The organism is Clostridium sp. C2-6-12, assembly GCF_009928485.1.
GTDB lineage: Bacteria > Bacillota > Clostridia > Clostridiales > Clostridiaceae > Clostridium.
This window is the reverse complement of the sequence record NZ_JAABNP010000010.1, coordinates 95552-109344: the sequence shown is the minus strand read 5'-3', so window position 1 is coordinate 109344 and position 13793 is coordinate 95552. Positions and strand designations below refer to the sequence as shown.

Annotated in this window: 11 protein-coding genes and 1 other annotated feature; of the genes, 9 read left to right on the top strand and 2 right to left on the bottom strand. The window is 29.2% G+C overall.

Annotated elements, in window-relative coordinates; all coding sequences use genetic code 11:
- Positions 1-3: 3 nt before the first annotated feature.
- The 3 genes from GXK56_RS10405 (at position 4) to GXK56_RS10395 (ending at position 4341) form a co-directional block, all read left to right on the top strand.
- Positions 4-2487 carry an ABC transporter permease gene (locus GXK56_RS10405; RefSeq protein ID WP_243156077.1) on the top strand — a complete coding sequence of 828 codons (2484 nt, stop codon included), beginning with the start codon at positions 4-6 and terminating at the stop codon, positions 2485-2487.
- A gap of 142 nt (positions 2488-2629) precedes the next feature.
- The gene (locus tag GXK56_RS10400; protein WP_160687394.1) at positions 2630-3310 is read left to right on the top strand and encodes a response regulator transcription factor; all 681 of its coding nucleotides are present in this window, start codon (positions 2630-2632) and stop codon (positions 3308-3310) included.
- Positions 3307-4341 carry a HAMP domain-containing sensor histidine kinase gene (locus GXK56_RS10395; protein ID WP_160687393.1) on the top strand — a complete coding sequence of 345 codons (1035 nt, stop codon included), beginning with the start codon at positions 3307-3309 and terminating at the stop codon, positions 4339-4341. The genes GXK56_RS10400 and GXK56_RS10395 overlap by 4 nt, the downstream gene beginning before the upstream one ends.
- A 165-nt stretch (positions 4342-4506) precedes the next feature.
- Here the strand turns inward: GXK56_RS10395 and GXK56_RS10390 are convergent, their stop codons facing one another.
- Complete coding sequence (locus GXK56_RS10390; RefSeq protein ID WP_160687392.1) at positions 4507-6540, bottom strand: YgiQ family radical SAM protein; 2034 nt, start codon at positions 6538-6540, stop codon at positions 4507-4509.
- Between the two features lie 473 nt (positions 6541-7013).
- Between GXK56_RS10390 and GXK56_RS10385 the strand changes: the two genes are divergently transcribed.
- The 6 genes from GXK56_RS10385 to GXK56_RS10360 all read left to right on the top strand — a co-directional run bounded on the left by GXK56_RS10385 (position 7014) and on the right by GXK56_RS10360 (position 13169).
- Complete coding sequence (locus GXK56_RS10385; protein ID WP_202127859.1) at positions 7014-8264, top strand: CBS domain-containing protein; 1251 nt, start codon at positions 7014-7016, stop codon at positions 8262-8264.
- Positions 8265-8374: 110 nt separating this feature from the next.
- Positions 8375-8609 (top strand) — a binding site (T-box leader).
- Positions 8610-8799: 190 nt separating this feature from the next.
- Positions 8800-9711 carry a cysteine synthase A gene (gene cysK / locus GXK56_RS10380; RefSeq protein ID WP_160687391.1) on the top strand — a complete coding sequence of 304 codons (912 nt, stop codon included), beginning with the start codon at positions 8800-8802 and terminating at the stop codon, positions 9709-9711.
- Positions 9712-9760: 49 nt separating this feature from the next.
- Positions 9761-10351, top strand: a complete 591-nt coding sequence (gene epsC, locus GXK56_RS10375; RefSeq protein ID WP_160687390.1) for a serine O-acetyltransferase EpsC — start codon at positions 9761-9763, stop codon at positions 10349-10351.
- A gap of 416 nt (positions 10352-10767) precedes the next feature.
- The gene (locus GXK56_RS10370) at positions 10768-11472 is read left to right on the top strand and encodes a lysophospholipid acyltransferase family protein (protein WP_160687448.1); all 705 of its coding nucleotides are present in this window, start codon (positions 10768-10770) and stop codon (positions 11470-11472) included.
- 16 nt (positions 11473-11488) lie between these two features.
- Positions 11489-12118 (top strand): endonuclease III, encoded by a 630-nt coding sequence (gene nth / locus GXK56_RS10365; RefSeq protein ID WP_160687389.1) that lies wholly within the window; start codon positions 11489-11491, stop codon positions 12116-12118.
- A 145-nt stretch (positions 12119-12263) separates the two neighbouring features.
- Entirely contained in the window at positions 12264-13169 is a 906-nt protein-coding gene (locus GXK56_RS10360) for a D-alanine--D-alanine ligase (RefSeq protein WP_160687388.1), read from the top strand.
- Between the two features lie 177 nt (positions 13170-13346).
- On the opposite strand, the gene GXK56_RS10355 is transcribed toward GXK56_RS10360, so the two are convergent.
- Positions 13347-13760, bottom strand: coding sequence for a Fur family transcriptional regulator (locus tag GXK56_RS10355; protein WP_160687387.1), 414 nt, complete (start codon positions 13758-13760; stop codon positions 13347-13349).
- Positions 13761-13793 lie beyond the last annotated feature (33 nt).

The window sequence follows — 13793 nt, the reverse complement described above, 5'->3', positions numbered from 1 at the left end:
GTAATGATGTTTTTCAAAAATAATAATGGTGCTGTTATTCGCAAATTAACAATAAAAACAATGAAAGCTAATAAATTGCGAAATATATTTGCTGTTGTTGCCATTGCTCTTACAACTCTTCTTTTTACATCACTTTTTACTATAGGAATTGGAATAAAGGAATCACTAGAAAAGGAAACAATGCGTCAAAGTGGTGGCTCTGCTCATGCAACTTTCAAGTATCTTAATGAGGAGGAGCTTAATAAGATAAAAGTACATCCACTTATTAAGGATTTTGGATACTCTATTATGGTAAGCAACGGAGAAAATAAAGAATTTTTAAAACATCATACAGAAGTTCGTTATGCAACAGATAAGATGGCGAAAATGTATTTTAGTTATCCAACTGTAGGCAAAATGCCACAAATGGAAAATGAAGTAGCTACAAGTACAAAAGTACTTGATCTCTTAGGAATACCTCATGAACTAGGGAAAACTATAAAGTTTGACTATAGTGTTCAAGGTGAGAAACGTTCAAAAGAATTAGTGCTTTCGGGATTTTATGAAAGTGATAAAGCAAGTCAATTTAGTATGATATGGGTATCAAAACCTTTTATTGATAAAGAACTTGCTAATATTAACTTGAATAATAAAGAGTTTATATCAGAAGATTCAGGACATATGAATCTTGATGTAATGTTTAAAAATAGTATTGGTATTGAAGAAAATGTGGATAAAGTATTAAAAGATAGTGGATATAGTAATGAAGAAGGTGCACAAAATTATATAGCAACAGGTATAAATTGGGCATATATGTCTACTAATTCTAACAGCGAGCTAATATTACCAATATTAGCTGTAAGTATATTAATAATTTTAACAGGTTATCTTATTATTTATAACATTTTTCAAATTTCAGTAATAAAAGATATTCACAGCTTTGGTCTTTTAAAAACGATAGGTACAACACCAAGGCAGATAAAAAAAATCATTAGAAATCAAGCTTTCTTACTTTCTTTTATAGGAATACCAATTGGATTAGTATTAGGTTTTGTAATGGGTAATTTATTGATGCCATCAATTATGAGTGTAACAAACTTTAAAAAGGCGTATATTTCATTTAATCCAAGTATTTTTATAGGAGCAGCCATTTTTTCATTAATCACAGTTTATATAAGCTGTAAAAAACCTGGAAAGATTGCAGCATCGGTTTCGCCAGTTGAGGCTACAAAGTATAATGAAGTTTCAATGAAGAGTAGAAAGAAAATTAGAAAATCAATTGATGGAACTAAAGTTTATAAAATGGCACTTTACAATATTCTAAGAAATAAGAAAAAGACTATTATAGTAATCGCATCTATGTCCTTAAGTATCATACTGCTCAATTCAGTATATACATTTACTAATAGTTTTGATATGAATAAATATGTATCTAGATGTGTAGTTTCAGATTTTCTTGTTGGTCATGCAAATTATTTTAAAGCTAAATTTCATAATAATAATGAAGTAGTATCAGAAAGTTTAATTAAGAATATTAAAGCATTGGATTATTATAAAGATGGCGGTAGAATGTATTATTCTTTTGGTGAAAAAAGTATAAACTATAATAATAAAGACAGACATGTTCAATTATATGGAGCTGATGATTTTCCTATATCGCAAATGGTAGTATTAGAGGGAGATATTAATAAAGAAAAGCTTAAAAGTGGGAATTATATTTTTGAAGCTGTTGAGTCAGGTGATAGTGGAATATTCCATGTAGAAAGATCAAAATATGATGTTGGGGAAAAAGTAAATTTAAATTTTGGAGATGGCAATGTTAAACAGTATGAAATAATTGCAAAGGTGGGAGTGAAACACCCAATGACTGTAAGGTATTCGTGGAGTGAAAATAATGAATTTTATCCTCAAATGATTCTGCCATCAACTGAATTCTGTAAAATGATAAAAGAGCCATTAACTATGGCGTATATGTATAATGTTGACAAAGAAAGACTTAAAGAAGCTGAACAATATATTAAGAATTATACTGATAATATAGAATCTGATATGAGTTATGAATCGAAACAAGTTTATGTAGAGAGTTTTAGTAAGTTCAAAAATATGTTTACACTTGTTGGTGGAGCGCTTTCAATTGTTATTGGAGTTATAGGGATACTTAATTTTATAAATGCAATATTAACAAGTATTATTTCAAGGCAAAGAGAATTTGCAATGCTACAGAGTATTGGAATGACCACTAAGCAACTTAAAAATATGCTTTATTTTGAAGGTGCTTTTTATGCAGCAGCTACAATTTTAGTAAGTTTTATTTTAGGATCTATAATATCACTTGGAGTTGTTTCTGCTATTGCTGAGCAGATGTGGTTTTGTAAATATAACTTTGTAATGTTTCCTCTTATAATTGCAGCACCAATATTACTTTTGATTGGTTTGATCATACCTTTGATTGCCTATAAGTCAGCAAATAAGAAAAGTGTTGTGGAAAGGCTTAGAGAATTAGAATAGAATTCAAATAGTTATTGAAATTAAATAACAAGTCAATGATGTAATCCCTATGTTTGCATTAAACAATATAGGTTATCTGCTGGCTTGTTATTTTTGGTACATATATTATATGATATAATTATTGGAAAATGGTGGTGATAAAATGGCAGTAATACTAATAGTTGAAGATGATAAGATACTAAATAAGGGCCTTACATTTTCAATGAAGCAAAATGGATATGATGTAAGGTCAGTTTTTAATAATAGAGAAGCTGTTGAAGTGTTGGCGGAAAATAAAATCGATTTAATAATATTAGATATTAATTTGCCAGATAAAAGTGGAGTGGATTTGTGTAAAGATATACGTGAAAATTCAGATATACCTATTTTATTTTTAACAGCTAATGATACAGAGCAGGATATAGTAAATGGATTTCAAGCAGGCTGTGATGATTATATCTCAAAACCCTTTTCTATTGAAATTTTAAAGCAAAGAATTAGTGCAGTATTAAGAAGAAGTGAAGTAAAAGAAGAAAATGTATATAAGAGTGGAGCTATTAAAATAAATTTTGATAAAATGGAAGTAACCAAGGAAAGTGAAATTATTAAATTAACACCCAAAGAGTACAAGCTTTTAAAGTTACTTGTAAAGAATTGTGGAAAAGTATTAAAGAGAGAAACTATTTTAGAAAAACTTTGGGATATTAATGGAGAATTTATTGATGCCAATTCTTTAAGCGTAACAGTTAAGCGTCTGAGACAGAAAATTGAAGAGGATATTAAAAATCCTGAATATGTAATCACTGTTTTTGGAATAGGATATATGTGGAGTGAGGATAGATGAACAAATTAGAAAAGCAGATAATTTATTTTTCAATTTTATTATATGCTGTTTGTTTAGCATTCATATTATATTGTACATATGGAATTCGAGATGATAATGTTAATAAATTGAGTATAGGTTTTTCAATAATAGTAATTGGTATCTTTAATGGATTAATATTTTTCACAAATAAATATATTAGTTCAGTTTTAGAAAAACTTACAGAGTTAATAAATACAATTATAGATGGAAATGAAGAAGAAGTATTTTCAGTCTTAAATGATGATTTATTATCTAAGCTTCAAAATCAAACCACAAAATTAGCAGGAATCTTAAAGTCACAAAATAATAGATTAAGTAAAGAAAAAGGTGAAATTCAGTCATTGATTTCAGATATCTCCCATCAGTTAAAAACCCCCTTTGCTAATTTAAAAATGTATTGTGAGTTTTTAAAAAGTAAGGATATATCTAATGATGAAAGAGAAGAATTTATTTCAATAATAAATAATCAGCTGGAAAAGTTAGATTTTCTAATGGAAAGCATGATAAAGATGTCACGTCTAGAAAGTGGTATTATTGCACTGAAGCCTAAACAATGTAGTTTGGATGATATTTGCTTAGGAGCAATAAAACAAGTGTATGGGAAGGCAAAGATCAAAAATATTGAGCTTGAATTGATTGTGGAGGAAGATATTGAGATTTTTATTGATGAGAAATGGACCACTGAAGCAGTTTTTAATATTATTGAAAATGGAATTAAATATGCAGATACTAATGGAAAGATAGTCGTAACAACTAAACGGTTTGGGATGTTTACTATGATAGAAATTAGAGATAATGGAAGAGGAATTAAGGATACAGAAATTAATAATATATTTAAGAGGTTTTATCGTGGGAAAAATGCTGATAATGAAGAAGGAGTAGGAATAGGCCTTTACTTATCTAGAGAAATAATTTCTATGCAAAATGGTTTTATTAAGGTGAAGTCAAAAGAAAATGAAGGAAGTAGTTTTTCAATAATATTGCCTTTAATTGCGGAGGCAGAACAATAAATAAAATTTAGAAAAGATATTGAATTATTTAAACAAGCTTAGTTAAAATATCCAGAATAAAAGAATAAATATTCTTCAGAATATGCGCCAATAATGCGTATTAGAATCCGATTATATAGAAATAGCTGTCTTATAATTAATGATGTTTATAAGACAGCTGTTCCATTAATGAACTCTTTTTTTTGTATTATTATTCTTACGAGATGAATTCTTGCTATTTGTATTTCGACTATTTTTAGCAGTGGCATTTTTTTCAGTAGCAGAGCTAAAATTATTTTTTGAATTAGTATTTTTTCCGGATGCTGATTTTTTATTTGGAGTTCTATTACTATTCTTATTAGCATTATCAGTAGATGTTTTAGTTGTATTTTTATGCTTTCCTTGATACCCGAGTTTTCCAGGAGTAAACCCTATTAAGCAGTCTTTTCCATTACCTATTAAATCTTCTCTGTGAGCTTTAACTAAAGCTTTTTTTACTTTTTGATGATTTTTTGGCACTGCAAATTGAATCAAAGCTCTTTGCATTTCCTTTTCTTCTGGAGTTTTTGGTACATAAACTTCTTCTCCAGTTAGAGGATTAAAGCCAGTATAATAAATTGTAGTTGAAAGACTACCAGGTGTAGGGTAGAAATCCTGTACCTGCTCTGGAGTATATCCCATTTTCTTTATATACTCAGCAAGTTCTATTGCAGCATTTAAGTCAGAACCAGGATGAGAAGACATTAGATAAGGAACTAAAAATTGTTTCTTCCCAATCTTTTCATTTATTTGAAAATACTTATTAACAAATTTATCATATACATCTCTTGTAGGTTTACCCATTTGGTTCAATACTTTTGGAACAACATGTTCTGGAGCAACTTTTAATTGACCGCTAATATGGTGTTCGCATAATTCCTTAAAGAAAGAGTCGTTTTTATCATGTATAAGATAGTCATATCTAATTCCAGAACGGACAAATACCTTTTTTATTCCAGGAAGTTTTCTCACATTCTTTAATAATGAAAGATATTCAGTATGATCTATAATTAAATTTTTACATGGGGCAGGGAACATACATTGTTTATTTTTGCATGTACCATGTTCTATTTGTTTTTTGCAGGCTCTATGTCTAAAGTTTGCAGTAGGGCCACCAATATCGTGTATATATCCTTTAAAGTTAGGTAACGTTGTTAGTAGTTTTGCTTCTTCAATAATTGATTCCTGTCCTCTGTTTTGAATAACTCTTCCTTGATGGAAGGTTAAGGCGCAGAAGGAGCATGAGCCAAAGCAGCCTCTATGGCTTGTTATTGAAAATTCAACTTCTGTTATTGCTGGTATTCCACCCTTTGCTTCATATATTGGATGATAAGTTCTTGTATAAGGTAAATCATATGTCATATCCATTTCAGCTTGAGTTAAATCATCTTGAGGTGGGTTTTGAACTAAGTATCTATCTCCATATTGTTGGATTATTGTTCTTCCGTTTATAGAATCTTGTTCATAATATTCTAATTCATAAGCTTTACCATAAGCTTTTTTATCAGTAGATACTTCTTCAAATGAAGGAACAGTAACAGCATTTTTTATATCAGATATATCTTTAGTTAAATAACAAGTGCCTCTAACAGTAGTAATATTCTTAATACTTGCTCCATATCTTAATAATTCGGCTATTTGAATTACAGTTTTTTCGCCCATTCCATACATTAACAAGTCTGCTTTGGAATCAACAAGGATACTTCTTCTTACCTTGTTATCCCAATAATCATAGTGGGCAAAACGTCTAAGGCTGGCTTCTATTCCACCAATTGCTATAGCTGTATCCTTATATGCTTCTCTTATTCTGTTACAATAAACTATAAGAGCTCTATCTGGTCTGTGCCCAGCTTCACCACCAGGAGAGTATAAATCTTCACGTCGTATTTTCTTTGCAGCTGTATAATGGTTTACCATAGAATCGATATTTCCTGAATTAACTAAAAATCCATATTTAGGTTTACCAAGCTTTTTAAAATCCTCGCAATCATGCCAGTTTGGCTGAGCAATGATTCCAACTGTAAAGCCTTGAGCTTCAAGCGTTCTACCTATAATAGCAGTTCCAAAAGAAGGGTGATCTACATAAGCATCACCAGAAACAATAATAAAATCTAACTGTTCTATATTTCTTTTTTTTAAGTCCTCTTTACTAATAGGTAAAAATTCCTTGCAAAGTTTCATATATTATTAACTCCAATTCTTTCATTAAATTTGTTCAAAGTTTATTCTTAAAGTATATTAACATAACAATAATTAGTTTACAAACAATATCTATGTGGAAAAATTTATTGCCTTTTTGCGACTATGTAATATAATAAGTAGGGGTACTAATAATTGAAGAAAACTAAAGAAATTTTATATCAAATTATTAAGTACTATAAGATTTTGAAAAATTAGCAACATCATATAATAAAAAGTAATTAATTTTTAACTGTTAATTGATAATTGATAATTGATATAAGGGTGGTGTACAAGATGGAGGATGGACCTCAGAATATTAACTTTAATATAGAAAAAACTAAATATATTCAGAAGGAAAGTCTTTTGTCTAGAATTATAAAACTCAAAAGGCTCAAGTAAACGCATTATTTATCTTTAGAAATAGGTGTTTCATTTAAAGACTTCCTTTCTGTGCAAATTAGGAGGACGTAGCTATGATGGGATTATCTATATTTCTATACACAAGCGTTTTAGACAAAAAAGTCTATGATGAATTTGGAGATGTTTTAGGGTATTTAAGAGATGTTTATGTAACGACAGAAGGTGGCTATCCTAGAGTGATCGGGTATAAACTAAAGAGAGATGGTGTTACATTTCACTATGAATTTAGGTATATAGAATTTACAAATAAAGAAGGAAAGTTTAAGATAAAAACAAGAGGGAGTAAAGAAATACTTCCTATGCGATATAGTTATTTACTTTCTGAAAATTTATTAGATAAAAAAATTGTTGATATAAATGGAAAACAAGTAGTCAGGGTTAATGATTTAAGAATTGCAAGAATAGCAGGAGAATATAGAGTTATTGGTGTTGAAACAGGCCCATTAGCTAGATATAGAAGACTAAAAATAGCTGGAATTATGAAATTTTTTTATAAAATAATGAGAAAAGAATTAGAAGATAAAGTTTTAAGATGGGATGATGTTGAGTCTTTAGAAATGGTAGATAATAATTTAAAATTAGCTGTACCATATAAAAAGTTATCAACTTTGCATCCAGCTGATCTTGCAGATATATTAGAAAATCTTGATGCAACTTATAGAAAACAGGTTTTAGAATCTTTAGATGAGGATTTAGCAGCTGATACTTTAGAAGAAATAGATTCAGAATATAAAGGTACTATAATTAAAGAATTATCTGACAGTAAAGCTGTAGAAGTATTAGAAAATATGCCTAATGATGAAATTGCCGACTTATTAGATGATTTAGACGAAGATGAAAGAGAAAAGATATTAGTAAATTTAGAAAAAGAAGATGCTGATGAAGTTAAAGAACTTCTACAATATGAAGATGAAACTGTTGGTAGTATAATGAGTAAAGAATTTATATCCGTAAATTTAGATATTACTGTTGGAGAAACCATTGATATGCTAAAGGAAATGAAGCCAGATGAAGAGGTTATTCATTATGTGTATATAACAAATGAAGAAGAACAGATCAAGGGTCTAGTTTCATTAAGAGATTTGGTGATAAATGAGTCCAATGTAAAAATAAAAGAAATTATGGATGAAGTAGTGTCTCGTGTAAGACATGAAGATAAAATAAATGAAGCTATTGAAGTTGCAGCAAAATATGATTTGAATTCTGTACCAGTAGTAGATGAAGAGGAAAAATTAGTTGGAATAGTAATAATTCATGATTTAATTGATGAATTCTTATATCCTCTTTGGAAAAAGAAAAATTAAGTCATAAGATAAAAAGTCGACACTTTTTATGGAAAATTCCTAAAAAGTGTTGACTTTTTTTATGTACATAGAATATAATATTTTTATAAACCTTATTAAAACACTAGGAATTAAAAACAGTGAAAAAGGAAAGTAGCATAAAGGATGTTTACAGAGAGAAAAGGAAGCTGGGAACTTTTCAACGGTAATTTATGTAAAGTGCCCTTTGGAGTTGAAGTCTGAATATGAGTAGGATTCTCCGGGTTCACCCGTTATAGTGATAGGACATTTTTAGTGTCTTAACTGAGTGGGATTAATATTTTAGTCCAATTAGAGTGGGATCGCGAATTTTACTTCGTCTCTATATTTTTATAGAAGATGAAGTTTTTTTGTTATATTTTAAGTTCTAAACTATTATGTAATATTAAAAATATATGTGTATATAATTATCATTTAGCTTATTAGAACTGATATATTTAGGGAGTATAAAAATAATACTAAAACTAAGAATAAAAAATAATAAAATATTGTATAAATTTTTGAGGAGGAGAATATTATGATTTATAATGGAGGATTAGAACTAATAGGTAATACACCAATTTTAAAGGTAAACAACTTAATCAAAGATGAAAATATGGCAGATGTATATGTGAAGCTTGAAAAATTTAATTTAGGTGGAAGTGTTAAAGATAGAGCTGCACTTGGAATGATAGAAAGAGCAGAAAAAGAAGGTGTATTAAAGCCTGGAATAACAATAGTAGAACCAACTAGTGGAAATACAGGAATAGGGCTTGCACTTGTAGGAAGATTAAAGGGATATAAAGTTATTATTATTATGCCTGAAACAATGAGTAAAGAAAGAAGAGATTTAATTAAAGCTTATGGAGCAGAACTTATTCTTACAGATGGTTCAAAAGGAATGAAAGGTGCTATAGAGAAAGCAACAGAAATAGGAAGTCAGGAAGGATATTTTATTCCTCAACAATTTGAAAATATAGCAAATCCAGAAAAGCATTATGAAACAACAGCAGAAGAAATATATAAAGACATTCCAGATTTAGATGCATTTGTTGCAGGAGTTGGAAGTGGTGGGACAGTAATTGGTTTATCTAAAAATTTAAAGAAGAAAAACCCTAATATTAAAGCAGTTGCTGTTGAACCATATAATTCACCTGTATTAAGTGGTGGAAATCCAGGGGGACATAAAATTCAAGGTATTGGAGCAGGGTTTGTTCCAGGAATTTTTGAAAAAGAACATGTAGATGAAATTATTAAAGTAAAAGATGAAGATGCCTTCAAAACAGCAAAAGCTTTTGGTGAAACTGAAGGAGTATTAGTTGGAATATCGTCAGGAGCAGCAATATATGCCGCTATCCAATTAGCAAAAATACTCGGTAAAGGTAAAAAAGTATTAGCTGTTGCTCCAGATGGAGGAGAAAAATATATATCAATGGGACTTTATGATTAATAATTAATTAAAAGAATTCTACTGAAACTATTAAAAAGGAGAATAAGCTGTGTTTAAAAGATTAAATTATGATTTACAAAGAATTTTAAATGAAGATCCAGCAGCTACAAGTAAAATAGAAGTGTTATTGCTATACCCATGTATACATGCAATGATAGCATATAGAATAGCTCATTTTCTTTATTTGAAGAAGAGATTATTCTTAGCTAGGTTAGTTTCTCAAGTATCTAGATTTTTCACTGGAATTGAAATTCATCCAGGAGCTAAAATAGGAAAAGGGTTATTTATTGACCATGGAATGGGAGTAGTAATTGGAGAAACTGCTGAAGTTGGAGATAATGTTACGTTATATCATGGAGTAACATTAGGAGGAACAGGAAAGGATATAGGAAAAAGACATCCTACTATAGAAAATAATGTGCTAATAGGAACAGGAGCAAAGGTGCTTGGGCCTATTACTGTGGGAGAAGGAGCTAAGATAGGAGCTAATGCTGTAGTTGTAAAAAATGTACCAGCAAAAGCAACAGCTGTAGGAAGTCCAGCTAAAAATATAGTAAGGGCACAAAAAGCAGCGACTATAATTGAAATAAGTGATATAAAAGGTCGCAAAAAGAAAATATTCAATGATATGGTTATTTAGTGTTATATTAAAGCTGTAAGGATGAGGTATTATTATTTGCTTGTAAAGATGAGTTCAGTAGTATTGATTATAGAAGTTTTATTAAGTCAAAAAATTTTAAATTTGTATTTCAGTTATTAGATGAAAAGTTACAAGATGCATTATAATTATTAAGAAATGAGTATGAAAATTTCACTATAGTGGTTAATTTTCATACTTTTTCAATGTATAGGGAATAAATATTAATAATTATATATTAAGTGCATATAAGCATATGAAGAATTTGCATAGGTATATGAAAAAATATATAATGTATATTGATATTATAAGAAAATACAATTTTATTGTTTTTATATAAAAATAGGAAATTTATATAATTTGAAATAGTGAATAGTAAGAACATAGAAAGTTATTATTGGAAAGGTTGGGAAAAGCATATGTTATCACCAATTGCAATAGCAATTATAAAAAGATTACCTGAGGGGTTTGTTATAAAAATCGCTCAAAAAATAGTTGCTAATTATTTGAGGAAGTATGCAAAAATAAAAGTTTATGGAATAGATAAAATTGATGATGTTAAGAGACCAAGAATATTTGTATGTAATCATTTGAGTAATTCTGATGGATTGGTTTTATCAAAAATTTTAAAAGAAAAAAGTGATCCCTTTTTTATGGCAGGAGTAAAATTATCAGATGATCCAATAACTAGGCTAGGGACTCAAATAGTTAAAAATATACCAATTAAACCTGGTTCAGCAGATAAGGAAGCAATTACAAATGCTGTAAAAGCTCTTAAGAGTGGAGAGGATATTTTAATATTTCCAGAAGGAACTAGAAGCAGAACGGGTGGATTGATAGAAGGTAAAAAAGGGATATTATTATTTGCTAGAATGGCAAAGGCGGAAATAATCCCCATTGGTATGTCAGGAACCGATATATTATTGCCTATAAGCAAGGAAGGAGATATGGGGGCTGAAAAATGGCATCCAGCAGAGATTGTTATAAATATAGGAGATAAGATTGAATTTCCTGTAAAGGATAAAGATGAAGATAGACATGAATATGATAATAAGTGTATGAACATATTAATGAGAAGAATAGCAAATCTGGTGCCAGAAGAGTATAGGGGAATTTATAAATAAGGAGCAAATAAAAGAGATGAAAGCTAAGACAAAGAAAATTGTAGAACTTTTGAAAGAAGCATATCCTGATGCAAAGTGTGAATTGAATTTTGAAACACCTCTTCAATTACTAATAGCTACAATATTGTCAGCACAAACAACAGATAAAAAGGTAAATGAGGTTACAAAAGATTTATTTAAAGAGTATCCGGATTTAGATGCATTTTTAACTATAACAAATGAACAACTTGAGGAAAGAATAAAGCAAATTGGTTTATATAGAAATAAATCGAAAAACTTAATACTTATGTTTAGACAGCTTAAGGAAAAATTCAATGGAGAAGTACCACAAACTATGGAGGGGATAGTATCACTTGCTGGTGCAGGCAGAAAAACAGCCAATGTGGTTTTATCTAATGCTTTCAATGTTCCTTCTATTGCAGTTGATACCCATGTATTTAGAGTATCTAACAGGCTAGGACTTGCAAATTCGGAAAATGTTCTAGAAGTGGAAATGCAGCTTCAAAAAGAATTACCTAAAAAAGAGTGGACGCTTATGCATCATCTTTTAATATTTCATGGAAGAAGATGCTGTATTGCGAGAAAGCCTAAATGTGGGGTATGCCCATTAAATGATTTATGTAAATACGAAAATAAGACGAAATAGTAATTTGAAGAACTATAGTAAGTAATAATAGTAATTAATTGAACCACGGGTAAGATTATTTGAATACTTAGTGGTTCTTTTAATGTGTTGTCAAATTTATTAAAATAAATATAGAATTAATTAATAAAGCATTTGGAGGTTATTCATGAAAATTGGAGTAATAATGGGTGGTATATCATCAGAAAGAGAAATATCATTAAAAAGTGGAAATTCAATAATTGAAAATATAAATAAGAATAAATATGAGGTAATACCAGTAGTTATAGATAAAAAAGAAGACATAATAACAAAAACTAAAGGAATAGATTTTGCTCTTTTAGCATTGCATGGTCAATTTGGTGAAGATGGTACTGTTCAATCAGTGCTTCAAACACTAGGAATACCATATTCGGGCTGTGGTCCTCTAAGTAGTGCTATGTGCATGGACAAAGATGTATCTAAATCTATTTTAGGGGCAGCAGGAATTAGGACAGCTCCTTGGATTAATTTAAGAAAAGATGATAAGTTAGATTTTAACAAAATAAATGAGCTAGGATATCCAGTTGTAGTTAAACCAACTCATGGTGGATCAAGTGTTGCTACTTTTATTGTAAAAGAAGAAAAGGATATTGAAGGTTGTGTTAAAGAAGCTTTTAAATGGGATAATGAAGTTATGATAGAAAAATTTATAAAAGGTGATGAAATAACATGTCCTGTTTATGGAGATAAAATGCTACCTGTAATTGCAATAAAACCTAAATCTGAATTCTTTGATTTTGCTTCAAAATATCAAGATGGGGGAGCAGAGGAAATTGTAGTAGAATTAGAAAAGACTTTACATGAAGAAGTTGAGAATATGGCATTAGAAACTTATAAGGCTTTGAAATGTGAAGTTTACTCTAGAGTTGATATGATAGTTACAGAGGAAGGAATACCATATATCTTAGAAGTTAATACACTTCCGGGAATGACTAAAAATAGTTTGATTCCTAAGAGTGCAGCGGCTTTAAATATAAGTTTTTCTAAATTGATAGATATGATAATAGAGGATTCTATGAAATTAACTAGATAAGTTTAAGCTAGTTATGGCTGTATTTTCCAGTATATATTATATACAAGATCATTTAAAATTAATAAAATAAATTTAATTATAAAGAATGACCTCTTTTCAAATTTTTGATTAGAGGTCATTCTTTATTTATGAAAAAAACGTTAGAACTAATATTTGTCTAACGTCTAGCTTAAAAAGCTATTTTTTCTTTTTGCAATCCTTACATATTCCCTTCATGACTAAGTCATGATCTGTCAAAGTAAATCCTGTTGAATTTTGAACAATTTCCTGAATTTGAAGCATAGGGCATGGAATTTCAACTTCCTTATGGCAGATGTCACACTCTAAATGGTGTCTATGTGTTTTTCCTTTTAATTTATATGAAAATACTCCATCATTAAGAGTAATTTTTTCTATGAGCTCTTTTTCTTCAAATAATTCTAATGTTCTGTATACAGTACTTAAATTAATATTTATGTCATTACATCTATAAATTTGATGGATTTTTTCGGCAGATAAACTAGTTTCAGAATTTTTTAATATATTTAAAATTTCAATTCTTCCTTTAGTAACTTTAATATTTTTTTCTTTAAGAATTTCTATTGGTTCCATTTTTATATCCCCTAACAACTAAATATTAAGTAT

Excerpts from the sequence above, each read along its gene's own strand:
- cysK (WP_160687391.1), top strand. The coding sequence starts at position 8,800 with ATGATTTATAATGGAGGATTAGAACTAATAGGTAATACACCAATTTTA.
- GXK56_RS10405 (WP_243156077.1), top strand. The coding sequence starts at position 4 with ATGATGTTTTTCAAAAATAATAATGGTGCTGTTATTCGCAAATTAACA.
- GXK56_RS10370 (WP_160687448.1), top strand. The coding sequence starts at position 10,768 with ATGTTATCACCAATTGCAATAGCAATTATAAAAAGATTACCTGAGGGG.
- GXK56_RS10385 (WP_202127859.1), top strand. The coding sequence starts at position 7,014 with ATGATGGGATTATCTATATTTCTATACACAAGCGTTTTAGACAAAAAA.
- nth (WP_160687389.1), top strand. The coding sequence starts at position 11,489 with ATGAAAGCTAAGACAAAGAAAATTGTAGAACTTTTGAAAGAAGCATAT.
- GXK56_RS10400 (WP_160687394.1), top strand. The coding sequence starts at position 2,630 with ATGGCAGTAATACTAATAGTTGAAGATGATAAGATACTAAATAAGGGC.
- GXK56_RS10390 (WP_160687392.1), bottom strand. The coding sequence starts at position 6,540 with ATGAAACTTTGCAAGGAATTTTTACCTATTAGTAAAGAGGACTTAAAA.
- GXK56_RS10395 (WP_160687393.1), top strand. The coding sequence starts at position 3,307 with ATGAACAAATTAGAAAAGCAGATAATTTATTTTTCAATTTTATTATAT.
- GXK56_RS10360 (WP_160687388.1), top strand. The coding sequence starts at position 12,264 with ATGAAAATTGGAGTAATAATGGGTGGTATATCATCAGAAAGAGAAATA.
- GXK56_RS10355 (WP_160687387.1), bottom strand. The coding sequence starts at position 13,760 with ATGGAACCAATAGAAATTCTTAAAGAAAAAAATATTAAAGTTACTAAA.